We start from the raw sequence: 26,391 nt of genomic DNA, 5'->3' as shown, positions 1-26,391 counted from the left end.
TCGGCTCGTTGGATTGGCTGAATACGAAACTCCGATTAGGATACTGTGGGTTCGACGAATTCTTTAGGCTTAAAGTGTATTTGACATGATCTCGATTACAGACGCCCAACTCCGGTTAGGCGGAAACATCATATTTTCCAATTTGTCGTGGCGCATTGATTCGACCAAGCGGGTAGGGTTGGTCGGTGATAATGGTTCCGGCAAATCGTCGCTGCTGCGCGTATTGACGGGTGAGTACACTCTCGAAGCCGGCAATATCGAGACGTCAAAAAATTTGCGGCTGGGCTATCTACCTCAAGACAGCACCGAACTGCCGCGCATGACGGTGGGCGAAGCCCTATGGCAAGCGTTCGAACCATTGAACCAAATGGAGCGAGACATCAAATCGCTCTTGGATGAGATTGAACATTTGGACGATTCAACGCCTGCGCACGCCCGCGCCGTAAAACGCTACGGTGAATTGCAAGAAGACTTTCAACATCGCGGCGGCTACCAACGCGAGTCCGACGCAAAAAAAATCTTGCTGGGCCTTGGGTTTCAACATGCGGATTGGGACCGCCAGGTTGCAGAGTTTAGCGGCGGTTGGCGGATGCGCGTCTTGTTAGGAAAAATACTGCTCGAACAGCATGACATCATGCTGCTGGATGAACCCACCAATCACTTAGACCCTGCAACGCTTGAATGGCTCGAACAATATTTGCAATCAATGGAATGCGGTTTAGCGATTGTCAGTCACGACCGCTTTTTTCTCGACCGCATGACCAACGAAATCGCGGAAATCGAACGGGGACGTTTTTATCTGTACACGGGCAATTATACAAAATATCGTGAACAGAAAGCGTTTATGCGCGAACAACTGATTGCCCAAAAAAAGCAGCAAGACAAAGAAATCGCCCACATGGAAGATTTTGTGCGCCGCTTCCGCGCAAAAAATACCAAAGCGGCCCAAGCGCAGTCGCGCATTAAGCAATTAGAAAAAATTGAGCGAATCGAAATTGCAGAAGATACGCCGGTGGTGTCGATCCCCATGCCGCAAACGCCGCGCGGCAGCAAAGATGCGATCCGGTTAGAGGGCGTGGGGCATTGTTACGGCGATTTTCGCGCATTGCATCCGGTCGACGCAGTCGTTTTTCGCGAAGACCGTATTTGCCTATGGGGGCCGAACGGCGCGGGCAAGAGTACGCTGGTGGGTTTGCTTGCCAAGACGCTTGCGCCCACTGATGGGAAGGTCGAGTGGGGGGCGAACTCGCGCATCGCGTATTTTTCACAGCAACAGGCGGAATTGCAAGAATCGACTCGCAGCGTCTTGGATGAGCTGTCCGCCGCCGCGCCGCCTGAGATGCAGGCAAGTTTGCGCGACGTACTGGCGCCGTTTCTGTTTCGCGGCGAAGACGTCTTTAAACCGGTGTCGGTGTTAAGCGGCGGCGAGAAAAGCCGCTTGGCGCTGGCGAAATTGCTGGTGCATCCTTGCAACGTATTGCTGCTAGACGAACCGCTCAATCACCTCGATATTCGTACGGTCGAAACCTTGGAAGCAACGCTGAAGAATTTTCCTGGCGCGATTGTGTTCGTTTCGCATGATCGCTTTTTCGCCGACCGCCTCGCCCAACAAATTTGGGAGATGGAAGCTGGACGCCTGGTTGTTTATCGCGGCGACTTCAGCGACTATCAATACGCCAAGCGGCTTCAACAAGATAATGAACCGCAAACAAAAACCGCAAACGCTGCGAGCAAAGATGAACAAGGGCAGCGTCAGCAACGCAAAGAGCAAAAGCGCCGCGAGGCCCAAGAACGAAACAAATTGTCCGCCGTCCGTCGTGAACAGCGAAAACAGTACGAAGCCGTCGAGACGGAAATTCACGAAGTCGAAAATGAAATGCAAACGCTGGAAGAAAAAATGGCGTCAGGCGAAATCGTTCGCAAAGCGGACGAAATGCGTTCCGCCAAACTTCGCTATGACCACTTGCTGGAACGTAAAGATATTCTGTACGCCCAATGGGAAGACTTGATCGAACAGTTAGACCGGGGTTAGCGTCGTCCGCCTGTTTTTTGAACAAACGCCATGCGCCGCGAATCGTCGCTGATCGGCGCCGCTTTATCGGGTGTGAATTTTTCTCGCTCTAATTCTTCCGGCGGCCGCATCAGGTTTGGATGTTTTTTATCAACGACGTCAATGCGGTCTTTCAATCGGGAAATATATTGTTCAAAATCTTTTTTCTCCGCCTCCGTTGATTCAACGTGGAACGCGATCCCCATCGACTTTAAAATTTCGTGCAACTCTCCTCGTTGCGTCATGCGGTTAATTTTAACGAGAATGTTTGCTTGTTTTTGCGAATCCATCGGAGCAATACTGCCATTGTCATATTGTAATACGGATGGGATGATACTGGGCAACAACCCTCCTCGAATAGGTTCCTGCCAATATTCCACGTAATGGTTCTGCGCTTCATACAGGGCGATTTCCCACGGTTTGAGATCATGGTTTTCCCAGTTTTCAATCTGTTCTTCTGAGCGGGAAGAAAGCGATTCGTTTACATTCAACGCGACCGAGATCATTTGTGAACTGGGATGGTTGCGCCAATAGTCAATCGCAAGGCGGGCGGAGCGGTTATGTAAAATCCCCATGTTGACTTCGGTTAAAATTTTGCGCTCACGTAAGGAGGGCGTAATTCCAACAAAGCCCATAAAGCCGCGATAGTGTTTGCCCGGGCGGTTTTGGCCAAGAATTACATCGACGCCTTTATTCAGCGCACTGCTGAGCCGTTTGTCATCAACATCGTGGGTGATGATGTCTTGGATGACTTTGCTTTGTGCGGCGGCTTTTAGTTGCTCGGCTGTTGCGCTTTGAACGACAATGATGACATAACAGCGGATGTTGATCCGACTCAGCGCATGGATCACTCTGCCAAACTCCTCGCCTAGCAGGTCGCGGCGGGCAATCACCAAATTTGGGCTTTGTGAATTGATGCTTTGCGCTGTGTCATGCACATTGTTGACGGTTTCAATGCCAAGAGAGGGGACTGCATCTAACAGCGTCCGTATGCGGGCAATGAAATCTAAATCGGTATCAATAATCAAACAACGCAGACGCATGGCTCCATCCTTTTCCACTCAACTCCGTTAGACGACAAATCACTATTCGGTAAATAAAAACAAGTTGTATTGGGAACGGGCAAACCAGCGAATCAGCAATCAAAATAAATGAAATACATTATTGCGCCGCTATATTGTTGCTCATCTGGAGAAAAATACAATGAAGAAACGAAATAAAAAGAGTGTCGATTCTGAAATAAAACTATGGCTTGTCGTCTGATTGCTTCCAGATCAAAATTTGATTCGTTGAGATGTGTTCTTTTTTCTCTTGCGTCCCATCCGGCCAGCGGACAGTCATGCGGTCAATGATTAGGGATTCGCCGAGTCCTATGTGCAGCGTGGCGCTGCTTTGCGAAAGAAAACTGGCGCTGGAATACAACTCGGCAACTTGCTCGCGCCCTTCTGTTTCAATCAGGATTTTTGCGCCGTACGCAGGCATCCCGCGCTTGTCTTGAAGCGCGACTTGAATCCAATTGCCGCATTCACTTTGGTTCTCAAAAAAGAAGGGGCGACCGTCGAGGTTATTGATGACGATATCCAAATCGCCGTCGTGGTCAAAATCGGCGGCGGCGCTGCCGCGCGATACGCCAGTGAGCGTTGATGCCGGCCCCGTTTGTTGCGTGATTTCAGAAAAACGCCCGCCGCCTTGATTGTGAAAAAATAGATTCGCTTGCGCATAGCCAAACAAGTGTTTGATGGTATCTGCCTTTGGATAAACATGTCCGCATGAAATGTGCATATCAGGCCAACCGTCGTTGTCAAAATCTTCGAGCAACATGCCAAACGAGACCAAGTCGCGGGTGCCGGTTCCGATGCCTGACGAAAACGCCGCGTCGGCGAATTGCAATCCGCCCTGATTTTCATACAGGATATTATATTCGTCTTGATAATTGGCGATGGCGAGATCAAAGCGTCCGTTTCCATTGACGTCACGGATGGCGAGGCCCATCCCGCCTTGTTCATCGCCGCTTTCGCTGAGTCCCGCTCCGGCGAGGATCGAAATTTCTTCAAAACGCGCACCGGTATTTTCATAGAGCAAATTGGTGGTGGTGTCATTCGAGACGTAGAGGTCGAGGTCGCCGTCATCGTCGAGGTCGCTAAAGATGGAGGTGAAGGCGCGGCCCGCGCCAAACTCGTTGACGCCCCATTGCCGGGTGACGTCTCTGAAGGTACCGTCGCCGTTATTGAAAAACAAATTGTCATTCGCGGGGACGTAACCGCTGGGGCCGATGAACATCATTTCGCCTCGATAGGGCGCGAGTTTGCCTTTTTTGTCGGCGAGTGTAACGCTGAATTCGGCATACTGTCCCACAAACAAATCAAGATAGCCGTCGTGGTTCAGGTCAGCGAAAGCCGCCCCTGTGCTCCACCCGTTATTTTGGGCGCCGCCTGCGTTATCTTGTCGAACGAAGGTTCCGTCGCCGTTGTTGAGATACAACTGGTTGGGGCCAAAATTTGTTAAATAGCAATCAAGGTCGCCGTCGTTGTCCACATCGGCGAAGTATGCGCCGCAGCCAAATCCCGCATCGCCTAACCCGCTGCTTGCGGTCGCGTCGCGAAATGTTCCGTCGCCGTTATTCAGATACAACGTATTTTTGGGACGTTGGTTGCTGGTTGGTTGAAGCAGTGCGCCGTTGACGAAATAGATGTCGTCCCATCCGTCGTGGTTGACGTCAGCGATTGCGACGCCTGCGCCTTTGGCTTCGACGATGTAATCTTTTTGGGGGCTTCCATTGGTTTGAACAAAGTCGATGCCGCGTTGTTGCGCATTTTCGATGAAACGGATTTCGTTCGCTTCCGAAGCGGCGCTCGCACATACCAGCAATATGAAACAGAGGATCGCGCGGCGGTTTCTTGTGACGGCGTTCATGGCTTAACCTGTTTTGCTTTTCGTATCGCGATGTCGAGGTTTTTTTGAATGCCGGGGTTTGCGCCGCCTAATGTGATCGCTTTTTCAAACTGTGTTACTGCGCGGGCGTAATCATTTAACATCAAATAACAAACGCCCAGATGGTTTTGCGCATTGACGTCGTTGGGCAGCGCCTTGGCTGCGGGTTCAAGATGGTCTAGCGCTTCGAGCGGTTTTTGTTTCATCAAATATAAGGCGCCGAGCAGGGCGTGGACGGAGTCCGACCCGGGATCAAGTTTTAGCCCAATTTCAAACGCATGAATGGCTTCGTCCGCGTCTTTTTGTATGACGTACTCTTTGCCGTAGGCGAACCAGCGTTGCGCGTTGTCGGGTTCGCGCCGCACCAGCCGCTGTAAGTCATCCAGCCGTATTTTTGCTTCATGCAACGCCTGGAATCGCGCACGTATTTCCTTCGCTTTTTCCCGGTCGCCTTTCTTCGCGAGCGCTTGAGCGAGAAACCGAAATGGGTCCGGTTCTTTGGGCGCAAGTTTCGCCGCTTGCAGGAGATTGCGAATGGCGGCGTCGGTCTCTCCGTTGCGCAGCTGCGACTGAGCCGCCCCTAAATAGCCAAAGTGAGAATTGGGCGCCGCTTGGATGAGCGCTTGGAATTCTTCTAATGCCTGGTTGTGCTTTCCCATTGAAAGATACATTTCGCCTAGCAGTCGCCGGGCTGCTGGCGCCTTGGGGCCGGCGTGAATGGCATGGCGGTAGTAGGTTTCTGCGAGCGTGAAGTCGTTTTGAAATTGTTGATACAGAATTCCTAAATTGGTATGGGCCAGCGCGAATTGCGGGTCTAATTCAACCGAGCGCAACAACGACTGCTCGGCGTCTGCGATGCGCTCCAGCCCGATGTACTGCATGGCAAGCGCAAAATGCAGGTCGGCGTCACCGGGTGATTGTTGGAGAGCGAGCGCATACCATTTGGCGGCTTCTTCATAATGATACTGCGACGCCGCCTGACGGCCGCGCGCGACTATTTCATCGAGAGACGGCCCGCTTTGCGCGTGAGAATGTAGCGCGCAGGCCATCACCAGAAACAGTACGGCTGTACAGAACAAGTAAGTTAGGCGCATCTTGTTAGGCTCTCCATTGGAGCCATTCTATCAAAAAACAACGGGGAACGAAATAAGCGAAAGAGCGATAGAGTGAAAAGAAAACGCCCATGTTAACCATGGGCGTTGATCGTCTTTCAGGAAGTGAGTGGCTCAGAGTTTAGTACAGGTTCCATTCGGATACATCAGAACCGCCCACAGGCACTGCCACGCGGAAGTTATCAACGAAGACAAATTTCCCTGCGTCGGCGGCGTCGTTGTTTGTGCTGATGCGAACGCGCACCCACCCGTTTGGATCATTGATGTTGCCCTGATGGTCGGTCATGTCGACGCCGAAGAGCAACTCTCTCCAATCGGTCGTATTGTCGCTGTAACCGAGTTCTTTTGTCTCTGTTGCGACTTCAGTATCTACGTCGTCGCCTATACCCGAGACGATTGAGATGCGAGTTTGCAACCAACTGTAGCTATCGCCCGCAATCACGTCGAACAATACTTCTTGCACTTCGCCCCACCGGTTGAAATCGTTGATCGCATCGGCGGTCATAACGCTCCAGATATAACCTTCGCCGGTGAACATCAACATATAGTTGTTGCCTTCTTTGGGCGTGAATTCACCGTCTCCCAGTTCGGGTACGATGCCTTCATCAGCGGCCCAGCCGGTCGGTTCGCCGCTTGCCGTCGCTTCGTCAAAACTATATAAGACCACTTCTTCTACATCGACCGTGCCTTCGGGGCGAACGCCGCGAATGTTATCAATATACATTTCACCAACATTGGCGCCGTCTTCAGGGCCAAAGAAGCCGCCGATCCAATTAACGGTTTGCATGAAATCGCTTGCCGATAACTTTCGGTCGATTGGGAACGAAACCGTTTGCCATTCACCCACTGCTGATGCGTAGGCGAATCCCAGAATGTTCCCGCTTGCCAGATCGAGGCGTACGCTCAAGTCGCCGACCGTGTCTGGCGTGAAGTAGACGTCCATGCGAATTTCGCGCATTCCGGTCAGGTCAATCTCGCCGACTGGAAACGACATGCCGGCATATTGCCAGGCGCTTCCCGCGTTGTCATAGTTAACAACCAAGGCGGCGTTGCCGTCTGAGGCGGCTATGTCTCCGGGTTGTTCTTCAACAAGTGAGAGAAGAATGCTGCCGCCGCTGAAGGTCCAATCTTCATCCAGGTTTTCAAAACTGGTAATGGGTACGATCTCATCTTGAGCAAAACTGATGGGCGTGAAGCAAAGAACTAAGGCAATAATAAAAGTGAATCGTTTCATATCTTTCCCCTTTCGAATCAGTAACAAAAAATAGAACTCACTCCCTAAGTAAAATGATAAAGTATGTTCTCGATAGTTGCAAGCGGGATTTGGCCCAGATGGTTATGAGTTTGTTCTGGGGGCTGTCTGGCCTACAATAAGCCTGGAATTAGAGGTCTTATCAAAATCACGATGTTGGAGATAACCCATGAAAGCCATTCGTGTTCGGGAATTCGGCGACGCTAACGTAATGAAAATGGAGGACGTTTCTGACTTAACGCCTTCTGCGGGCCAAGTCGTCGTCCAAGTCAAAGCTGCTGGAATCAACCCCGTTGATACATATATTCGATCAGGCGTGTACCCAAGCAAACCGGAACTTCCTTACACGCCTGGAATGGACGCCGCCGGAATAGTCGCCTCGGTTGGAGAGGGCGTCTCTCGCCTGAAGCCCGGCGACCGGGTGTATGTTGCGGGATCATTAAGCGGGACTTATGCCGAACAAGCGCTCTGCACGGAGTCTCAAGTTCACCCATTGGCGGACGGTGTTTCGTTTGAGCAGGGCGCGGGCGTCTATGTTCCTTACGCGACTGCTTATCGCGCCTTATGGATGTTGGCCCGCATGCGCCCCGGCGAAACCTTGCTGGTTCACGGCGCCAGCGGCGGCGTGGGCATTGCCGCCATCCAATTCGCCAAGTCGTCTGGCGTCCGCGTGATTGGCACGGCGGGGACGGAAAAAGGCAAGCAACTGGCTGCCGAACAAGGCGCTGACCATGTTGTCGACCACAATCAAGACGGCTACCTGGATGAAATTCGAGCGCTGACGGACGGCAAGGGGCCGAACATCATTCTTGAAATGCTATCGAATGTGAACTTACAAAACGATTTAGAGATTCTCGCGCAGCGCGGTCGTATCGTCGTGATCGGTTGCCGGGGCGATGTGCAAATCAATCCCCGCCTGATTATGGGCAAAGAAGCGCAAATCAATGGTATGGTGTTGATGCTATCCACCGAACAAGAACTCAGCGTGGCCCATTGCGCCTTGGTAGCCGGATTGGAGAGCGGCGTCTTGCGTCCCGTCGTCGGTCAAACCTTTCCGCTCGCCGACGCCGCCCAAGCGCATGAGGCTGTATTAAAACCCGGCGCTTATGGAAAAATTGTTTTACAGACGGATTGATTTTGCCCCTTTGAAATGCCGCAATACCAGCGTCCCGGACAGGAAGGCCAAACTCTGATCCTGTCCGGGCTGAGCTTTCTTTTGTCGGATAAAGCGGAATCTCATTTTTCTCATCGAATCAAAAACAAGCGTTGTTTTTTGATCGACTGACCGTTTTTACTAATGACGCCCGTCACGCATAGTTTACGTTTTTTTTGTATTTACATGCCAAGCGATGTAGGAGAACCTCATGCAATGTCTAAAGTCAATTCAATGGCTGTCTTGGGTCTTGATCGTCTTTGGCGTGTTTGCGCCGTTTACCAACGCCGATACGCAATCATTCATTGAAACCCGTTCGGATGACTATCTAAACGTTGTCGGGCGGGTCCCGCTGCAAGCAGAGTCATTACTCGATACGGTTGTCGTGTTTTTTGACCGGGCGCTTGATCCAGCGTCTATTCCTGAAATTCAAGATGCGTCTCCCATTTCGTTTTATCCAGAGTTGAGCGGCGATTATCGTATCGGCCCAAACTATATTGCGTTCTACGCCCATCGGGTGGATGCGGAAACGGCGTTGCGCGTCGTCTTGCCGGAAACGCTGCGCTCCAGCGATGGAAAAATACTCAACCCCAGTCATCGCGAATTTTGGCTCCGTAATACCGACTTCCGCGTCAAACGGGTTTGGCATTTGTCTGAATCACAAAAACAAAACCGTTTCGGCCTTTCGTTGACCTTGGCGCCTGACCAGGACAGTTTGCGCGAGAAACTCAAAGTTCTTACACCTTCGGGTCAATCGCTCCCCGTCCGTTTTCGCCAGGGGCAAGATAAACAAACATTTATATTGACTGCGCCCCAGGGCCCCGAATGGCCCATTACCCTTCGGATCGACAAGGGGTTGCAAGACGTTGATCATCAGGTTGAAACCGCTACGCCGTTCGAGTTTGTCTATCCACAACAGCATACGTTGCGGGTGACGGCGTTAGAGTGGGCGGATTATGTTGGCGAGAAACAGCGCATTCATCTTCGATTCAGCCAGCCAATTGATTCGACGGTTCTTCAAGAGAATCTGCAAATTAATAATGAGCAAACGAACGAGCAATATGAGGCCGAGGTGAAATATTCTGGCTCTGGCCGCGACCGTTGGGTCGATGTCTCAATGCCGTTTTTGGCGGACGTAACCTTGAACGTCCGCATTGCGAAAGAACTTCATACTGAGCGCGGCGTCACGCTGCATGAAGACTACCAGTCACGGCTGCGACGCAGTACAGACCCGCTTCGCATCCAATCAAATGACTGGCGCAATATGGGCAAGGACGGGCAGGCGTTTGGCATTCGCTTTAACAAACCGCTCATGCAATACAGCAAGCCGGAAGAACTGATGCAATGGATCAACGTGACGCCCGAACTGCCCAATTTGCGGATCAGTTACGATACTTGGGATACCAACGAAATTCGGGTTCTCGGTGAGTGGAAATTAAACGAGAGTTACGAAATCCGCTTTCTCGAAGGCCTGCCCCATGACGAAGGCGTGACTTTGACGCAGCCCGTCAGCGTGTACGCCATCGTTCAAGACCTGTCGAAGTGGTTGGGTATTGGCTATGACAATGAATATTATTTGTTGCGTCGTGACAATGCGGCCTTGCCCATTGAAACGCGCAATGTTGAGTCACTTGAGGTTTCGTTGTTTCGCTTGTTCCCGACGAACTTGCCCATGGCCATGTCTGAAATTAACAACGGGCAGGGCAGCTATCAATTCAACAATCAATTATCGGAATTTATCACGACAAAACATGTCGCCGTCTCACAAACGGAAGGCGTTGCGAAGACGTTGGTTGGCCTAGATGAACTCATGCCCGACGACAGGCGCGGCGTATTTGGTTTTCAGGTCTCCGCCAAAGATTACGGCTCACAAACCAAAATCATTTTGTATTCAAATTTAGGCGTCTTGGCCCATTGGACGCAGAATGAGTTGATTGCATTTGTACATGACCTCGAGTCGCTGGCGCCGCTGGCCTCAACCCGCGTGACGCTTTATTCCAACAAACATCAAGTGCTGGCTGAAGGCCGCACCGACCGCCAGGGCATTGTTCGTTTGTCGGATTGGAACCAAGCCTACGGGCAGCCCGCAATGATTGTCGCCGAAAATAATCGCGACTTCACCTTTTTAAAACTCGATCAACAACAAGAAGGAACTCGCGCTATCGACCAATCCGCCCCGCTGTTTGATCGCGAGGCTTATGATGCGTTTCTCTATGCGGACCGCGAATTGTATCGCCCCGGCGAAACCGTCCATCTGCGTTGGATCGCCCGCGCCAACTACGGCGATGCGCTGGCCAAAGTGCCGCTGCAATTGGTCATTCTAAAACCGAATGGCAAAGAGTTGCTCACACAGGCGGTGACCTTGTCTGATTTCGGCGGCGGTGAGATTGATCTCGAAACGCAACCGTCCTATCCAACGGGGAACTATCGCGCCGAACTCCGCATCCCCGGCGGCAATCGCTTGGCGGGCGCTTATTCATTCAGTCTCGAAGAATTTGTCCCGAACCGTATGAAAGCGGAAGTGCAGTTGTCGAAAACTCATTGGCGCGGCGGGGAAGAGAACGAAGTGACCGTCAAGGCCATGCACCTGTTTGGCGCTCCTGCAGCGGGCCGCGACAGTGAAGCCGCATTATACTTTCGCAAGGGCGGTTTTCAGAGCGAGCGCTGGACGGATTATCGCTTTGACAATGACTCGAACTACACGCCTGAATCCAAATCATTGGGCCGGATCAAGACCGACCCGGACGGCTTCGCCAAATTCGTCTTTTCGTATGAACCCGACGCGGAGGTCACCTTCCCGTTAACAGTTGATGTAGTCGGGCGCGTGTTTGAACTCGGCGGGCGCGCGGTGCAAGACCGCAAGTCTGCGTTGCTGCTTCCCAGCGAAACGATGTTGGGGATGAGCATTCAAGACAGGGGCGATTCAGAGATTGTTGTCCACGCCGCTGCGATTCAATCCGACGAGACGCCTGCGTCGCTTGAGCGCGTAACCGTTACGCTTGAGCGTGAAATGTGGAGTTACTACGTGCGGCGCTACTATGGCCGCAACGAACCCAACTGGACGCGCTCGTTTACTGAAATCCAATCCATCGAAATCGACTTGAACGAAGGCCGTGGACAAACCGCATTCAATTTAGACCAACATGGATACTACCGGGTGCGTGTCCATTCCGCTTCCACGCCAATGTATAGTTCGACCTCAGTGTATCGTTCTTGGCGCGGCGTGAATGTTGTCGATTCGTCGCAACCAAGTTTGGTGCGCTTGCTTCCCGACAAAGAGCGCTATCAGACCGGCGACGTTGCCTCGGTCCGCATTGAAGCGCCGTTTGACGGCTTGGCGTTAGTCACGCTGCAAAGTGATTCGATCCACAAGATGCTTCCCGTTCCAATTGAAAACGGCGTTGGGACGCTCGACGTTCCATTGGGTAAGAATGAATATCCCAACCTATGGGTCGAAGCGACCGTGATTCATCACGTCGAGAACGACGCGCCCTTATCGCATCCGTATTCCAGTTTTGCGATGGCCTCGTTGCGCGTGGATGACCCCCAACGAAAATTACGCGTCGATATCCTAAATGCGCCTGATGAAATTCGCCCGAATACGACGATCAGTCTCGACCTCGAAACGCGCAGCGCAGACGCCGAGCCAGCGCAAGCCGAAGTAACGGTTGCGTTGGTTGATGAGGGCATTCATACAATCACCAATTATCAAACGCCAGACCCGTTGTCTTGGCTGGGGCGTCCGCGAAAACCGGAATTTAATCGCGCCCATTATTACGACCGCATCACCTTTAATCCTGACCGCATTGACCCGGGCGGCGGCAGTATGCGCTCTGCATTAGCAAAACGCGTTTCATCGGATTTAGACAATTGGATCAAGCCGCTTGCCTTATGGTCGGGGACCGTAACCACGGATGCGGACGGACGAGCCTCGGTCGAATTCGACGTGCCGCAGTTTAACGGAAGTTTGCGTTTAGTCGTCATCGCCTGCAACGAGACGGCGACCGGCGCAGCGGCGAAAAATATCCTTGTGCGCCAACCGTACATGTTGCGCGCAAGCCTGCCGCGTTTTTTGCTGCCGGATGACGCTGCTCAAGCTCGCATGGTTGTCTTTAATCACAGTGACGAAACACGCCGCATTCGTCTGCAATGGCAAACGCTCGGCGCATTGCAACATGTGAAAAATGAATATGAATTTATGTTGAATGCGCACAACGAGAAATCATTTCAAGCGCCCGTGCAGGCGGGCGCCGCCGTTGGTCAGGGAGAACTGCGCTGGGTTGCCATCGTTGAAGACGAACAGGGCGTCGAGATTGAGCGCTTGGAAGATTCTGCTTTATTGCCCGTCCGCCCGTCTGCGTCGTTTCAATCGCGTCACGAGTTGCGCATCCTCCCCGCAGGCGAACGCATCGACGTGCGCAATCAGTTTTTTATAGACGATGCGCGAACGGAGATTGAACTGTCCGTCGGCGCGAACCCCGCGCTGCAATTATACGATGCGCTGTCTTATGTTATTCAATATCCCTACGGCTGCGTAGAGCAAACTACCTCGCGTTTGATGCCCATGTATTTATTGCGAAAAAATTCGGCATTGATGAAAACCGCCAACCAACAACAGATGATGGTGAAACATTACATTCAGGCGGGGATCGACCGTTTATTCTCGATGCAGACGCCGTCCGGCGGCTTGAGCTATTGGCCCGGCGACAACCAGCCGTATCCCTATGGTTCGATTTATGCGCTGCATTTTTTGACGCTGGTTGAGAATGACCGCGAGCTGCAACTGCCCAAAGGCAATCTGGATTCACTCAAACAATATGTGCGCGAACTCGCAGCGGATTGGGCGCAAAATTCGCAACAGGATTTATACCGTCGCGCATACGCGCTCTTTACTCTCGCGCTGGGCGGCGACGCGTGGGCGTTACGACAGATTCCGCGTTTTGACGATGTGAAGTTGCCGACGGCGGCGCGTTATTTATTGGCGGCGGCCCTGGCGAAGAACACGCAGGATCGCGAACGGGTTGCGTTATATCTATCTGAAGCGCCCGCTGAGCCGTACCTGGTTTCTGAACAAGACGGCAACCTTAATTCTGATATTCGCAATCGCGCCATCGAATTGATGGCGTTGCAGCAAATCGGCGCCGAACCCGAACGCTGCGCTCAACTCGCGCAACGATTGACCCAATTTTTAAAAAACAACCGCTACGGCACCACCCAGGAAACCGCGTTTATCGTTACCGCATTGGCTGAATACATCGGCGAACGCTCGGGCGATTTGGATCGAGCCTCCGCGCGCATCGAACCATCCAACGGAGCGTTTGCTGAGATTCGCGGCGACGCAGTCTATCAGGGAAAACTCGAAGGCGCTGGCGCTTCATACACCATTATCAATACGGGGCAGAGCGAATTGTTTTTGAATAGTACGACGCGCGGCGTTCCCCAACAAATCTCGAATGAACCCGTTAGCGAAGGCTTGACCGTAAGCCGCCAATTTTATACCAGCGAAGGCGACCCCTTTGATGCGGTGTTATTCAACCACGGTGGGAGTTACGTCATCGCCTTTACGATTGAGTGCGAACAAGAGGCGAAGAATGTGATCGCGGTCGACCGTCTGCCCGCCGGGTTTGAAGTAGAGAACCCCCGCTTAGACCCCAATACCGTTAGCAATGCGCAATTTGAGAGCGCCGTCTCGCCGTCCTATCTCGACATTCGCGACGACCGCGTCGTGATGGCGTTCAATCAATTGCCGAAAGGGACGCACCATTTTTATTACGCCGTTCGCGCCGTCACGCCGGGCGTATATCAACTACCGCCCGCGCAGGCGGAGTGTATGTACGACCCTGCGGTGAATGGTCGCTCCAAGGGGTCCCGGGTCGAGGTGAAATAACATCATGGCGAGACTCGGTCAAGAAATCGCCCGGACATTTTATCGCGCCGCCGCTTTTGAGTCGCGCCGCCGCCGCGCCGTACAAGGCCTCTGCCTGTTCGCGATTTCATGTTTGATGTGGGTGTTTCTCTGGCCGATGAACGTCGAACGCTTCATCGCGGGCGACGCCTCCGGTGAGATGCTTGATCGCAACGGCGCCTTGCTCTATGCGTTTTTGACGCCGCAAGATGAATGGCGCATCGAACGCTCTCTCGATCAAATCAGCCCTTACTTGGCGCAGGCTACCATCGCAGTGGAAGACCAGCGTTTTGGCTATCATCCCGGCGTTGATCCAATCTCCGTATTGCGCGCCGCTTGGCAAAACATGACCCAGAGGCGGGTGGTTTCCGGTGCATCCACCTTGGCGATGCAGGTTGTCAAACTCGGCAATCGCCGTCAGGGACGACCGAATGGAAAAATCTCGCAAGCCTTGCTGGCGCTTCGGCTGCAGGCGCATTCCAAACGCGATGACATTCTTGCTGCCTATTTGAACTGGGCGCCGTACGGTGGAAATTTGGTTGGATGCGAAGCCGCATCCCGGCGCTATTTTGGTAAACCCGCTTTAGAACTGACTGTTTCCGAAGCGGCGTTGTTGGCGGCGATTCCAAAATCGCCCGCGGTGTATTCGCCCTTTGGCAATGTTAAAAAAGCCAGGCAGCGACGCAATTTCGTCTTGCACCGCATGAAAGAAGAAGGCTATCTGTCCGAGGCGGAATACCAATGGTACGCTGCGGAACCGTTGGGTGCGCGCAACCATTCGTTCCCCAAACGCGCGCCTCATCTTGCCATGCGTATGGAGAACGAGTTGTCGCAGGGCGAGACAATTCAAACGACGCTTGACGGTGACATTCAACGTGAGGTCGAGCGTACATTACAAAGCGTGGTGCGTTCAACGCAGGGAGAAATTACCAACGCGGCGGCGATTGTGATTGATGTATCCAGCGCTGAAATTCTCGCCCGCGCAGGGTCCGCCGATTTTTGGGACAAGCGCTACGACGGTCAGTACGACGCCGCCCGCGCAGCGCGTTCGCCCGGCTCGACCTTGAAGCCGTTCGTGTATGCGCTAGCCATGCGCGAACATCTGCTCTATCCCAATGAAACCTTGTTCGACGGCGTTTGGGACCAAGGGCGCTATCATCCCGAGAATTTTGATTTCGAACACCGGGGATTAATTTCCGCCAGCGACGCCTTGAGGGATTCACTCAACATCCCCGCAGTTACGCTGTTGCAGCGCATCGGCGTTGCGCCTGCGTATGAGTTTATGCGCACCGCTGGAGTGACCACGTTTACGCGGTCGCCAGAGCATTATGGTTTAAGTTTGGTGTTGGGCGGCTGTGAAGCGCGGCTGGATGAACTGGCGTCTGCGTATTGTATGTTGGCGTCGCTGGGCGCGTCGCGCCCGTTGAAGGTGCGGGTTGACAGCCCGACGGAGCCTGCGCAGCGCCTACTGCCGCGCGGCGTGTGCGTAAAATTATATGAAATGCTCGAGCAGCCCTTGCCCCGCGAGTTGTTCGGTCTGATGGCGAAAACCGTCCATGCGGCGCCGCGAGTGTGTTTCAAGACGGGCACCTCGCCCGGACGCCGCGACGCCTGGTGTTTTGTTTTCAATCAGCAATATTTGGTTGGCGTATGGATGGGCAATAACGATTCGCGTCCTTCAAAAAAACTGGTGGGCGCCGAAAGCGCTTTGCCGTTGGCGGCGCAATTGTTTCGCTCATTGCCGATTCAATCAAAACCCGCCTGGCCGGATGCGGCGGGCGATGTGCGTACGGTGGAAGTCTGCGCCTTAAGTGGGTTGCCGATGACGCGCTGGTGTCCGCACACGCGCAGCGAAACCTTCCCGCGAGAACAGTATTTGAACCGCTTGTGCGACATGCACTATCCAGGAGAGCCGGGCCAAATCGTCGAACATTGGCCTGGATCGCCGCATGGCTGGGACTTGGCGTCAATCAGTTCGCCTGTGGTTCCTGAACTTGCGGCGACTCGAAGCGACCGCCGGGAAGACCTGCGTATTTTGGAGCCTGCGGCTGGCGCGGAATATGTATTCACCGGCGAAGACAATGGCGACCGTATTCGCTTGCGAACCTCAGTAGACGCGCAAACCAATTTGGATTGGTATCTCAACGACCGCTATCTTGGGCGCTCGGCGCCGCAGCGCCCGATGTTACTTTCATTGACCGACGGCGAACACCGCCTTGCCTGCATGTCAGCCGACGGCATCGTGCAATCCGTCATCTTTACTGTCTCCGTCCCAACGCCCGCGCCGCGATAATCCGACGCGATCCAGCAACCGTTTTGTTAGCGTAATTACAATAAAAATGATTCATCCGGTAATTGACTACATTGATGGATGCCATGATTTTGATTACGAAAACGTATTTCGGCATATCAAAAAATGACAACCCAAATGAGGCATGGGTGCAACTCTGGGAGCGCCTGTGCGTAAGAGCCTGAAAGCCCGCACTGAAGCGAAGAGAGTCAAATCCACGCTTTGTTTGGCTCATCATTTACAAATGAATTTACATACGCGTCTTCGCAAGCAATGTTATTGACTTTAGACTTTTAGCCCCCCTTAAAAAGGGGGGACGGCGCTGAAAGCGCCAGGGGGGATTTCAAAACAGCACAAATAAAGCGATACATTCAAACAATATTTCAAGGGCTGACTTCATTTTATTCAGCCTTGGCTCGCCACCCCTTAAGTTAATGACATTGCCTTCGCGAGCGCAGCAACGCAGCCATGATTGTCGGTGGTTAGAGCGCTTGATAAAATATTATGCGCATAATTCTGGCAACCACTATAAAAAGCGCTCGCTTTGTCGGATATTCAGTTCTGCATTACAATCATGTAAATAATAAGTCTGTCTATATGATGGTTCTCTGATTTTTTGTTATACTTCTGTTTAAGTATAAGGGGAGTTTTGGTATGAATTTTAACGTATTACGGCTGGCTTCCAGTCGATGGGTGTTTGTTATTGCTTTTTTAGTATTATTCTCGAGCGTTCCTGCGTCGTATTCGCAGATACAAATCAACGAACTGCTGGCGTCAACCAGCGCAACAACGCAAGACGGCGCGCCGTTGGAATGGCTCGAACTGCATAATGCAGGCGATGCGGCGCTTGATCTGACTGGGTATGCGCTGTCGGACGATTTGCTGATCCCGTTTCAATGGCTGTTGCCTTCTCTCACTCTACAGCCGGATGATTATTTATTGATCTATACGACAGGGTTGAACACATATAGCGCAGATGAATTCCACGCCAATTTTCGCTTAAACCGTGACGGTGAAACCATCAGCCTGACAGCGCCTAACGGCGTGTTACTCGACCGCGTTTCGTTTCCACTGCAAGAACGCGACGTCTCCTATGGACGCGACCCCGCTGTTCCGGCCCAATGGCGATATTTCAGTCCCCCATCGCCCGGGCAAGGAAATTCGAACAATGGGGCGATGGGGTTCGTAGAACCTGCTGATGCAACGCTTCCCGCAGGACGCTATGACGCTCCCGTTACGATACAATTTCTCTCGCCTCAACCCGATGCTGAAATTCGCTACACGGTTGATGGCTCTGAGCCGACGCAGACAAGCCAACTCTATAGCGCTCCGATTGCAATCAACCAGACAATCGTCTTGCGATCGCGTACCTATTTGGATGGATTTTTGCCGAGCCATACTTCAACCCAAACCTATATAATCCGTGACAATATTGACCGCCCCATTCTCTCTCTCTCAACCAATCCAGAAAATTTGTGGGACAGAAACATCGGCATCTATGCTAACGCGACCGCCAGCGGCGACGCATGGGAACGTCCCGTTCACATGGAATATTTCGCGCCAATGGGGACGCTATTGTCGTCGGAAGACGCAGGCATTCGTATGCACGGCGGCGCATCGCGAAACCGGGCGGAGAAGAAATCGTTTCGATTATATTTCCGGTCAGACTATGGCCCCGCTCGTCTGGATGCGCCGGTGATTTCTGATGCGCTCGACGCCAAGCCCTTCGACAAATTGGTATTGCGGGCGGGTTATAACGACAGTTGGATACACTGGAGCCCGGTCGAGCGCGACCTGACAACCTACGTATACGACCAGTTGTGTCGCAATCTTTCCGGCGATATGGGGGCGCCGTATTCGCGCGGCGATTTTGCCGACCTCTATCTCAATGGCGAATACTGGGGCTTTTATAACATTAGCGAGCGGGTCGAAGGCGACATGCTGGAACCCTTCTACGGGACGGACGAATGGATTGTTGTGAAAGACGAACAAACCGCCGAGGGCGATCCTCGCGAATGGTCATCGTTGCGTTCATTTCTTCAACGCGCAAACTTCACCAATGACGACGACTATCAGGCCATTCAACAAATGGTTGATCTCCAACAATTGACCGACTATTACATTCTTAATATCTGGGTCAGCAACACCGACTGGCCAACAAAAAATTTCTATGCAGCGCGTGAAAGCAGCGAAAATGGACGCTGGCGTTTTATCATTTGGGATATTGAATGGTCGTTTGGCGCCGGAGGACTGATGGGGACCATCAACGCCAATGCATTTCAAAATGCGCGCAGCAACAACGGCACGTTAGGAACGATGCTGGATAAATTGCTTCGCCGCGATGAATACCAACAATATTTTCTTGATCGCTTAGAGCATAATATTGCAACTGTATTAAGCAATTCGCATGTCAATCAACGCTTTGATGAACTGCTCGAACGGGTGCGTGCCTTCATGCCGCGTGAGAGCGAACGGTGGGACCCGACCCGTTCACTCGAGACGTTTGACTCAGCCATCGCAGCAGGCAAACGATTTATTGATCGCCGCACCGATACGGTCCGTCAGCATATTTATGGGTATTTGAATGCGCCGACGCCGACCCCGATGCCGGATGTCCCGCTGCCAACGCCAACGCCGGGAGGCGCCCCGACCGCGACTCCCACACGAATTCCGACTGTGCCGCCAACGCCCACGCCGACGCCAACAATCCCTGTGACTGCTCAACTTGGTATCTTTGAAGGCAATCTCGACATCGGCAACGTCGAGGCCGCTGGGCAAGCAAACTATCGTCAAGATATAAATGAATATCGCGTCTCAGGCAGTGGAGTTGATGTGTGGGGCGTGGAGGATGAGTTCCATTTCGTATACAAACAGGTTGAAGGGCCGTTCGTTTTCGACGCTCAAGCCGACGCTATAAATCATGGGACAAGCGACTGGGCCAAAGTCATGCTAATGGCGCGGGAGTCGCTCGCCTCAGACGCTGAAAATTTTGCGGTGCGTATCCGTGAATCAATCATGGAAATCAGTTCCCAGTGGCGCCTTGCGCAGGGCGAAACTTCGTTCAGCACATCAAGCGCCGCTCGCGTTCCTAGCGACCGTCACGATGGCCGCATTCGCATTGTTCGTGAAAATGATATCTTTCAATCGTTTTATTTTGATACCGCACAATCCGACTGGGTTCTGATCGACGAAGTTTCTGTTCCCATGAGCGCGAGCATTTACGTGGGATTAGCGGTAACGTCTCATGAAGATGGTTCGTTGGCGGAAGGCGTTTATCGTTTTGTGAATTTACAGAGCGATTCGCCCGTTATGGAATGGTCGCTTCATCATAATTAACACGCAAACAAAAAAAATCGCCCCGGTAAAACCGGGGCGTAGAAGCATCAGACATCTCTCGTTCGATGCCTGTCTGGTTACTCATTTTAAAGCATAGATACTATACAACATATATGTAGGAAAAATATAGTCTATGTGACAAATATGTAGGGTTTTTGGATGTTTTATAGTAGTTGCCAGAATTATGTGCAGATTGAGTTTTCGTAACTGTATCTATCGCTGAGCCCTACGGGCGCGCTTTACGCACAGGATATGACAACCGCTCTAAACTGCTTGGATCGAAGAAATGGAACAGATAACCACTTCATTCCGATATTGATACACAATTACGGCAAATCTTCTTCTTCAAAAACATCTTCAAGCGCTTTGAATATTGTTTCCGCGAATTTTTTTGGATGAAACGGTTTCAGAAAATATCCGTTGATGCCAGCTTTGCGCCCGGCCAAAACGGCGCCTTCGCTTGCGCCGCCTGTAAGAATAATAATGGCTATTTTACATAAATTGATGTCTTTCCGAATTTGAAGTATGGCGTCTAATCCGCTCATCCCTGGCAAATGAATATCCATCAGAATCAAATCAGGACGCTCGGCTTGAGAGGATTCGATCCCTTCTTCTGCGCTGCCAACACAAGTCGGTTTCAAACCGCGCTCTTCTAAAAAGGCGGCAATGAATGCTTGTGTTGCGGGGTCGTCTTCAACGATTAAAATTCGAATCGGGTCTTGTTGAAAAAAACGCTCGGCCTCGTCGCTGGATTGAAACATGTGAATGTAACGGCTGCTGGGCAGTTGCGAGGCCATTTTTGTGCAATGTTTTTCACAACCAACCACTGCGGTTATACGGTGGTTGCGCGCAAAATGTTTGATCAAATCACGTATGAGCGCAGGCGCCGTAGGCGGCATATCTTCTACGGCGCTGAAGTCCAGCAAAATCCGTAGGGCGCCAACAGCGCGCATTTTAATATGATTGATGAGTTTGATGAATTGCGTCATGTTCATCCAGCCATGCGCTTCCACCGTTAAACGAAATCCCGCTTCTTTAAAAACATGATTGAGTTGATTCTTGTTTTGGGTGTTTTGCGATTGGTCTTCGCTACCGACTCGAATTTTATAAACAAGGTCTCCGTCTTCACGGATGACTTCGCCATGAATTTTCTTCGGGTGCGAATCAATTGCGTCTTGCATCTGCTCTGGAGGGCCAGGCGGGATGTCATTCGGGCAACCAAGCACCTGACAGCCGATGATCAAGTCGTCTTCTGTTGCAAAAGTCATATTCATGCCCGTCGTCGAACGCAATTCGGCGGTGATAACATAATTTTCGCCTTCAGGGGCAATGAGCCATGATTCGTTGATATCTTCTTTGATGCTCGTTCGTCTCATGAGTTTTTTTTAGAAAGCGCAGTTCAATTTTGTGTGGCTAAAATTATACTACAATTAATCTTGAAATGTCTCCACGACATAGACCATCGTTGGCGATTTAGGCGATTCCGGTTTACGGTCGCGATTGGCGCGTGCAACTTGTTGTTGCATGTAATGGACTTGGCCCTCCGGTAAAGGCCCGCGATTGACGGCGCGAACGCTGGGAATATTCAAACTTGACGTTTGCGGCGGCTGAACAGTAAGGCTGCCGGGTTTTGAGTCTAGCAATTCTTCGCGCGTTACAATCATGACTCCCTGAGACGGTTTGACCAATGAGTACCCATAGCGAATGTGCAGGTTGCCGTCTTTCCAGCGAAGCGACGGCGTGGGCGGCGATTTGGGGATCGAACCGCGCCCTTCAAATTGAATGGTTTCCTGCCAGTCGGTGATTTGAATGATGTTCCATTTTTCGTCATCCGGCGTTGCAACGAACAACTGGTTGCATCCGTTTTTATCAAAACGCGTATAACCAATATATGGATTGCCCGCGTCATCAAGGATGTGTGACCCGCCGTTCATCAAGCCTGTTTTCTGTGGGATCGGATCCACCACCTCGGCGTTTTCAGGCGTGATGGGAAGGTCAAACGGCTTTCCGTTCCATGAGAGCCAAGTCAGGCCTTTATCAAGGCTTTTGGCATAGCAGATGTCAAAATTCGTCAACACGTCCGGCGTCTCTCGCCAACACCAGGCGAAATGCAACACGCCGTTGTTGTCTTCTTGCATTCTACCAATGGGGTAGGCGTTGCAAGTGGGTTTGCGATCCATGCCGTTGGTGATGGGATGTTCCGGGCCGGACCAGGTTTGCGTCTTTTCATCATATTGTTTTAGAATGCGCATCCCGTTTCCGCTGCCGCCAAAGCGGTGCATCATCAGAATGGTTCCGTCAGACATTTGCGTTAGGTTAGGGTAACAAACCCGGTCTTCTTTAAAGCCTGTCCAACGGTCGATGGTTTCAAAGGTTTGAATATCCTGCGGCTTTTTCGTTTGGAAATAATTCAGCGGGTGGTTGTGCATATTGCCTGTGACATGCAGGTAACCGTCATTGTCTTGAAAAATGACGACTTTGTTGTGCGTGTCCCAACCGACGGTTTCGGGAAGTTTCGCAAATTCCCATTCCGTCTCGCTCAGTTTGCGTTTGCCGACAGTCATCTGATGGTCAGCGTCATAAAAAGCAATGTACTGAAACTCGTCGTCAGAAATCAGGCAGTCGCCGCCGTTAACGGGGTGCGCCGCCAGCCCTAAGGCAACCGGTACCTTGCGCAACACTTTGTCTTCGCCCTGCGCAAATAAAACGCAGAGCAGGGAAAGGGCGAATAGGGAGAGAGAGAGTGTTTTGAGTTTCATGGTTTATAGGTTAAACAGTTTAGTAAGATTTGGCAGTAGCTTTTATGTTGAAAATCGCTTTCGGAATGTCCGGGTTGAAAATAAAACGCCCAGCCCTTGCCGCGCCGTTTGAACCATCCCGAGCGGTCTTGCATATAGGTTTTTCCGTTATCGGGGTCGATGTACGTAAAGCCGAACAGCACCGTTTTCTCTCGTCCGTCAGTAAACTGGTGGTTCAGAAACACTTCCGAATCTTTAAACACAATCGCGGGCAGCGTCTGCGCGGGGCTGGGTTGGTCAGAAGGAAGATAGTCGATTATATGGTTGTATTGGACGTTGTGCGAAGTGATGTAGTGCTCCGGTTGAAGGTTCACAAAAATCAACTCAATGTCATGCCTCCAAACATAGCGCTTCGGAATGCCTTCGCGTCCATCGAGATCGACGCCGAGAAATTCATACCAGCCTTTGGTCTGTTTTTTTTTGGATGAAATGCCGTGATGAATAACGATTAAGCGTCCGCCCTGATTGGCGTAGTCGATTAATTTCGCTGCGGTTTCGTCTTCCATCGCGCCGTGGATAAACTCGACCACGCCGTCATACTTGGCGAGTGAGTCGGGCATCTTGTCTTGCTCTGCACGGTCAACGGTGTATCCATTCTCTTCAAAGAATGCTTCGAGCACGTCCATTTGCGGCCATTCATCCGCAACGATAAAGACCGACTTCGCCCACACGCTTTGAGAAAGCAGGCAGAGGCAAATCATGGTTCCTACTATTTTTCCCCAGTTCATATTCGCACCCTTTCGATTAGAGCGTTTGTCAAAAATATGTGCGTAATTCTGGCAACCACTATAATTCTATTTCTTATTCACCAATACGGCCCAATCTTTTTGGGGATCGCTGGGCGGTGTTCCTAATGTTTGCACCCCCGGACCGTTGATGCTTTCGATTGACCCGCTTTGCAGCGGTCCGCCTTCGCGTGGATTAAACCACTGCACCGAATAGGCGCCTTCGGGCAAGGTCAGTTCAATTTTTTCGGACTTCGGCGCATAGACGGCGTATACCTCGCCTTCTTTTGCAAACACATAATCATCTTGATCCGGGCTTAAATCATCGGAGGATTGCATTTCGGTGAATGGAAGTTGGCGTTCAAAAAAATCAAGCGCATATCGCGTTTGCTTCCACATCGTATCGCGGGAACGCCAGTCTTCGCAATTCAAATCATTGTGCGCGAACTTATAGCCAAAGTACCATTCACATCCCGCGCCGCCCGCCATCAGGTTTCCCCATAACGAATGATAGCGAACATCATTATGGTGGGGGTCGTCCGCGTCAGGTTTGACGCCAGTATTCGCAGGGCCGATTTCGTCTAGGCAGACGAACCATTGCGCTTTGGCTTCGCTGGAGCGCTTCACCCATTTCAATGTCTCCGAATGGACTTTCTTTTGGTCGCCCATTTGCAGCGAAGGGCCTTGCACCCAGCCTCCGCCCAGCAAAGGCGTATAGACTTTGTCATATTGATTGGGGTACGTATGGACTACGCGGGGATGCTTGTAGGGGTCCACGCTGTCGAAATAATCGCCGAATGCTTTCAATTGTTCTACGGTGTTGGTATTCTCTTCGCCGAAATTCCACACGATGGCGGGGTGGTGGGCGAAACGCGCGATTAGTTCACGGTAGTACAGTTTGCGTTCCGCGCCCAAGTCGCCGCCGTCAAGCAGTTGGTCGTTTTCGGTTTCCTGGGTGATGACGTGCATGGCCAGGCCTAAGTAGTCCATGTGTGAAAACACGATTTCCCACTGGTCGAGTTTGCTGCAATCAAATCGCATGCGCTCATCCGGCCCCGTCCACGGCCACACATCTTTGCCGTCTCCTGCGACGTTCATGGTCAGAAAATACACGCTATTCATTCCCATGTCTGAAAGGTAATTCAACGCGCCGATGATGTTCTTGCCTTTGTTTTTCTTCCAGACGGGGTCGCTTTCGCGCCAGTCGTTTTGATGAGGTGCGTATTGATGAATCTTCAGGTTCGCTTGCGCTTCGCCTTTGCGTGGATTGGTCGCGATGCGAAAGGTGTCGTCAAAATCTTCATAAGCTAAAAAGTTTTCGGGGCTGTCGGCGCCGCCTTTGAGATAATAGGCGCCCGTTTCGGCAAATTGCAGATAGCGCGTTCCGTTGTATCGCAACGCGCCCTTGCCGCGCAGGTCGCGCCCGCCTTTGTCCGTCGGAGCAATTTTGAATGCGCCCTTTGCGCCGTCGAAGCCATCCGGTTCGCCTGCTTCGGGGTCAAGCGATAACGCAACGCGCGCCCCTTTGCGAAACGAAACTTCATAGCGCCACAAGCCTTCTTCATCCGGCGTGAAATAAGTGCGCCATTGATCGCCCGACTTCGCGCTGCTTTCGGCGGCGTTGCCGTCGGCGGCGAAAAAGCCTGGGATCGCGATGCGCCGAGGTCCTTTGATGAATGTCACTGTCATGCGGTAATCAAGAAACGGATTCACCTTTCCTGACTCGCTGGCCTTGGGGCCGTCGAAAGTTACCGACACCCGGTGCCACTTTCTCATGGCGCCGTCAACGGTCCCTTCGCTGCGCAAAGTCGAAGCCGCGCCAAAGGCGAGCGACGTTGTGAGGCAGATAACGGCGAGTGCGGCTAGAAGATGTCGTTGCGTTAAAGTCATTGCAAACATAATACGCATTCTCCCTAATTAGATCACAGTTACTTATAGTTTCCTGTATTTTCAGTGATTTGTCACCATGTTTGGAATAAATAGATAACCATACCCACACCGATCTTGTCAGTATTATTTTTTTGTGAATTCGTAATATTGCAATTCCCTCAATGGTTTTTTTTGCTATTGTTTAGATATTCGGCGTTGTTCCCTTATTCAAACCATCATAAGGATTTCATCATGCGTAACCGCTGTCAGCGTGGATTCACTTTAATTGAACTTCTGATCGTTGTTGCAATCATCGGCATTCTGGCGGCGATTGCCGTCCCGAATTTCTTACAAGCGCAAATTCGCGCCAAAGTTGCGCGGGTTCATGGCGACATGCGCAGCCTCTCGACGGCGATTGAAATGTACAATCTCGACAACAATGGTTTTCCCTGGTTCGACGGCTATGATTTTCCTAGCCGTTATCATTCAATTACCTATCGCCTGATTCCATTAAGTACGCCTGTGCCGTACATCACTCTTTCGATGAGAGACCCCTTCATCGACCAGCAAGGCGCGCAAGGATACGACGACGAAATCATGCGCTTTTCGTATAATTACCGCAACCACCAATGTTTCTCTGAAAGTTACCGCTGGAACTGCTACACCATAAATAGCGTGGGGCCGGATATGTTCCCCAACAAAGGATTAAACGTCGAAAACTGGGCGAGGGAACTCATCGCGCCAGACGCCGTCGTGATTTACGATGGCACCAACGGCTTGGTCAGCGCAGGCGATATGCCGTATACGGGCGGAGAAACCCAATATCAAAATAATTTCTAATTCGGTCTATACTCTATTCAGCCAGTCACCCGTATTTGATGGAGGACGTTATGGTTGTCAGGGCCGATCATCACCATCATTTTTTCAAAATCATTCTGCTCGCGCTTTTTCTTTTATTCGCTGCGTCGAT

At 51.8% G+C, this 26,391-nt stretch carries 14 protein-coding genes; 6 read left to right on the top strand and 8 right to left on the bottom strand.

Features of this window, described 5'->3' with window-relative positions:
• Positions 1-85 precede the first annotated feature (85 nt).
• Entirely contained in the window at positions 86-2,032 is a 1,947-nt protein-coding gene (locus P9L94_10040) for an ABC-F family ATP-binding cassette domain-containing protein (GenBank protein MDP8244409.1), read from the top strand.
• On the opposite strand, the gene P9L94_10035 is transcribed toward P9L94_10040, so the two are convergent.
• From P9L94_10035 to P9L94_10020, 4 genes are all read right to left on the bottom strand, one after another.
• Entirely contained in the window at positions 2,029-3,093 is a 1,065-nt protein-coding gene (locus P9L94_10035) for a hypothetical protein (protein ID MDP8244408.1), read from the bottom strand. The two genes, P9L94_10040 and P9L94_10035, sit on opposite strands and share 4 nt — an antisense overlap.
• A gap of 202 nt (positions 3,094-3,295) precedes the next feature.
• A complete protein-coding gene (locus P9L94_10030) occupies positions 3,296-4,963 on the bottom strand; it encodes a CRTAC1 family protein (GenBank protein MDP8244407.1) in 1,668 nt (555 codons plus the stop codon).
• Positions 4,960-6,075 (bottom strand): tetratricopeptide repeat protein, encoded by a 1,116-nt coding sequence (locus P9L94_10025; protein ID MDP8244406.1) that lies wholly within the window; start codon positions 6,073-6,075, stop codon positions 4,960-4,962. The genes P9L94_10030 and P9L94_10025 overlap by 4 nt, the downstream gene beginning before the upstream one ends.
• Positions 6,076-6,214: 139 nt before the next feature.
• Positions 6,215-7,327, bottom strand: coding sequence for a hypothetical protein (locus P9L94_10020; GenBank protein MDP8244405.1), 1,113 nt, complete (start codon positions 7,325-7,327; stop codon positions 6,215-6,217).
• Between the two features lie 187 nt (positions 7,328-7,514).
• Here P9L94_10020 and P9L94_10015 point away from each other — a divergent pair, with 187 nt between their 5' ends.
• The 4 genes from P9L94_10015 (at position 7,515) to P9L94_10000 (ending at position 20,029) form a co-directional block, all read left to right on the top strand.
• Positions 7,515-8,480 (top strand): NADPH:quinone reductase, encoded by a 966-nt coding sequence (locus P9L94_10015; protein MDP8244404.1) that lies wholly within the window; start codon positions 7,515-7,517, stop codon positions 8,478-8,480.
• Positions 8,481-8,709: 229 nt separating this feature from the next.
• Positions 8,710-14,385: an MG2 domain-containing protein gene (locus tag P9L94_10010; GenBank protein MDP8244403.1), complete on the top strand. Its 5,676-nt coding sequence runs from the start codon at positions 8,710-8,712 to the stop codon at positions 14,383-14,385.
• A gap of 4 nt (positions 14,386-14,389) precedes the next feature.
• Positions 14,390-16,696: a penicillin-binding protein 1C gene (gene pbpC / locus P9L94_10005; GenBank protein ID MDP8244402.1), complete on the top strand. Its 2,307-nt coding sequence runs from the start codon at positions 14,390-14,392 to the stop codon at positions 16,694-16,696.
• 651 nt (positions 16,697-17,347) lie between these two features.
• Positions 17,348-20,029, top strand: a complete 2,682-nt coding sequence (locus P9L94_10000) for a CotH kinase family protein (protein MDP8244401.1) — start codon at positions 17,348-17,350, stop codon at positions 20,027-20,029.
• A 326-nt stretch (positions 20,030-20,355) separates the two neighbouring features.
• Here the strand turns inward: P9L94_10000 and P9L94_09995 are convergent, their stop codons facing one another.
• The 4 genes from P9L94_09995 to P9L94_09980 all read right to left on the bottom strand — a co-directional run bounded on the left by P9L94_09995 (position 20,356) and on the right by P9L94_09980 (position 25,451).
• Positions 20,356-21,405, bottom strand: a complete 1,050-nt coding sequence (locus P9L94_09995) for a response regulator (GenBank protein ID MDP8244400.1) — start codon at positions 21,403-21,405, stop codon at positions 20,356-20,358.
• A 54-nt stretch (positions 21,406-21,459) separates the two neighbouring features.
• Entirely contained in the window at positions 21,460-22,788 is a 1,329-nt protein-coding gene (locus P9L94_09990) for a BNR repeat-containing protein (GenBank protein ID MDP8244399.1), read from the bottom strand.
• The gene (locus tag P9L94_09985) at positions 22,785-23,555 is read right to left on the bottom strand and encodes a ThuA domain-containing protein (protein ID MDP8244398.1); all 771 of its coding nucleotides are present in this window, start codon (positions 23,553-23,555) and stop codon (positions 22,785-22,787) included. Before P9L94_09985 ends, P9L94_09990 begins: the two co-directional genes overlap by 4 nt.
• Before the next feature lie 66 nt (positions 23,556-23,621).
• Complete coding sequence (locus P9L94_09980) at positions 23,622-25,451, bottom strand: DUF5060 domain-containing protein (GenBank protein MDP8244397.1); 1,830 nt, start codon at positions 25,449-25,451, stop codon at positions 23,622-23,624.
• Between the two features lie 222 nt (positions 25,452-25,673).
• Here P9L94_09980 and P9L94_09975 point away from each other — a divergent pair, with 222 nt between their 5' ends.
• Complete coding sequence (locus tag P9L94_09975) at positions 25,674-26,261, top strand: prepilin-type N-terminal cleavage/methylation domain-containing protein (protein MDP8244396.1); 588 nt, start codon at positions 25,674-25,676, stop codon at positions 26,259-26,261.
• Positions 26,262-26,391: the final 130 nt, after the last annotated feature.

The sequence above is a fragment of the Candidatus Hinthialibacter antarcticus genome (genome assembly GCA_030765645.1).
GTDB classification, from domain to species: Bacteria; Hinthialibacterota; Hinthialibacteria; order Hinthialibacterales; family Hinthialibacteraceae; genus Hinthialibacter; species Hinthialibacter antarcticus.
The sequence above is the reverse complement of the archived record's forward strand: the minus strand, read 5'-3'. Positions and strand labels throughout refer to the sequence as shown.

Coding starts and splice junctions, on each gene's coding strand:
- P9L94_09995 (MDP8244400.1), bottom strand. CDS start 21,405: ATGAGACGAACGAGCATCAAAGAAGATATCAACGAATCATGGCTCATT.
- P9L94_09990 (MDP8244399.1), bottom strand. CDS start 22,788: ATGAAACTCAAAACACTCTCTCTCTCCCTATTCGCCCTTTCCCTGCTC.
- P9L94_10025 (MDP8244406.1), bottom strand. CDS start 6,075: ATGCGCCTAACTTACTTGTTCTGTACAGCCGTACTGTTTCTGGTGATG.
- P9L94_10030 (MDP8244407.1), bottom strand. CDS start 4,963: ATGAACGCCGTCACAAGAAACCGCCGCGCGATCCTCTGTTTCATATTG.
- P9L94_10010 (MDP8244403.1), top strand. CDS start 8,710: ATGCAATGTCTAAAGTCAATTCAATGGCTGTCTTGGGTCTTGATCGTC.
- pbpC (MDP8244402.1), top strand. CDS start 14,390: ATGGCGAGACTCGGTCAAGAAATCGCCCGGACATTTTATCGCGCCGCC.
- P9L94_09980 (MDP8244397.1), bottom strand. CDS start 25,451: ATGTTTGCAATGACTTTAACGCAACGACATCTTCTAGCCGCACTCGCC.
- P9L94_09985 (MDP8244398.1), bottom strand. CDS start 23,555: ATGAACTGGGGAAAAATAGTAGGAACCATGATTTGCCTCTGCCTGCTT.
- P9L94_10015 (MDP8244404.1), top strand. CDS start 7,515: ATGAAAGCCATTCGTGTTCGGGAATTCGGCGACGCTAACGTAATGAAA.
- P9L94_10040 (MDP8244409.1), top strand. CDS start 86: ATGATCTCGATTACAGACGCCCAACTCCGGTTAGGCGGAAACATCATA.
- P9L94_09975 (MDP8244396.1), top strand. CDS start 25,674: ATGCGTAACCGCTGTCAGCGTGGATTCACTTTAATTGAACTTCTGATC.
- P9L94_10020 (MDP8244405.1), bottom strand. CDS start 7,327: ATGAAACGATTCACTTTTATTATTGCCTTAGTTCTTTGCTTCACGCCC.
- P9L94_10000 (MDP8244401.1), top strand. CDS start 17,348: ATGAATTTTAACGTATTACGGCTGGCTTCCAGTCGATGGGTGTTTGTT.
- P9L94_10035 (MDP8244408.1), bottom strand. CDS start 3,093: ATGCGTCTGCGTTGTTTGATTATTGATACCGATTTAGATTTCATTGCC.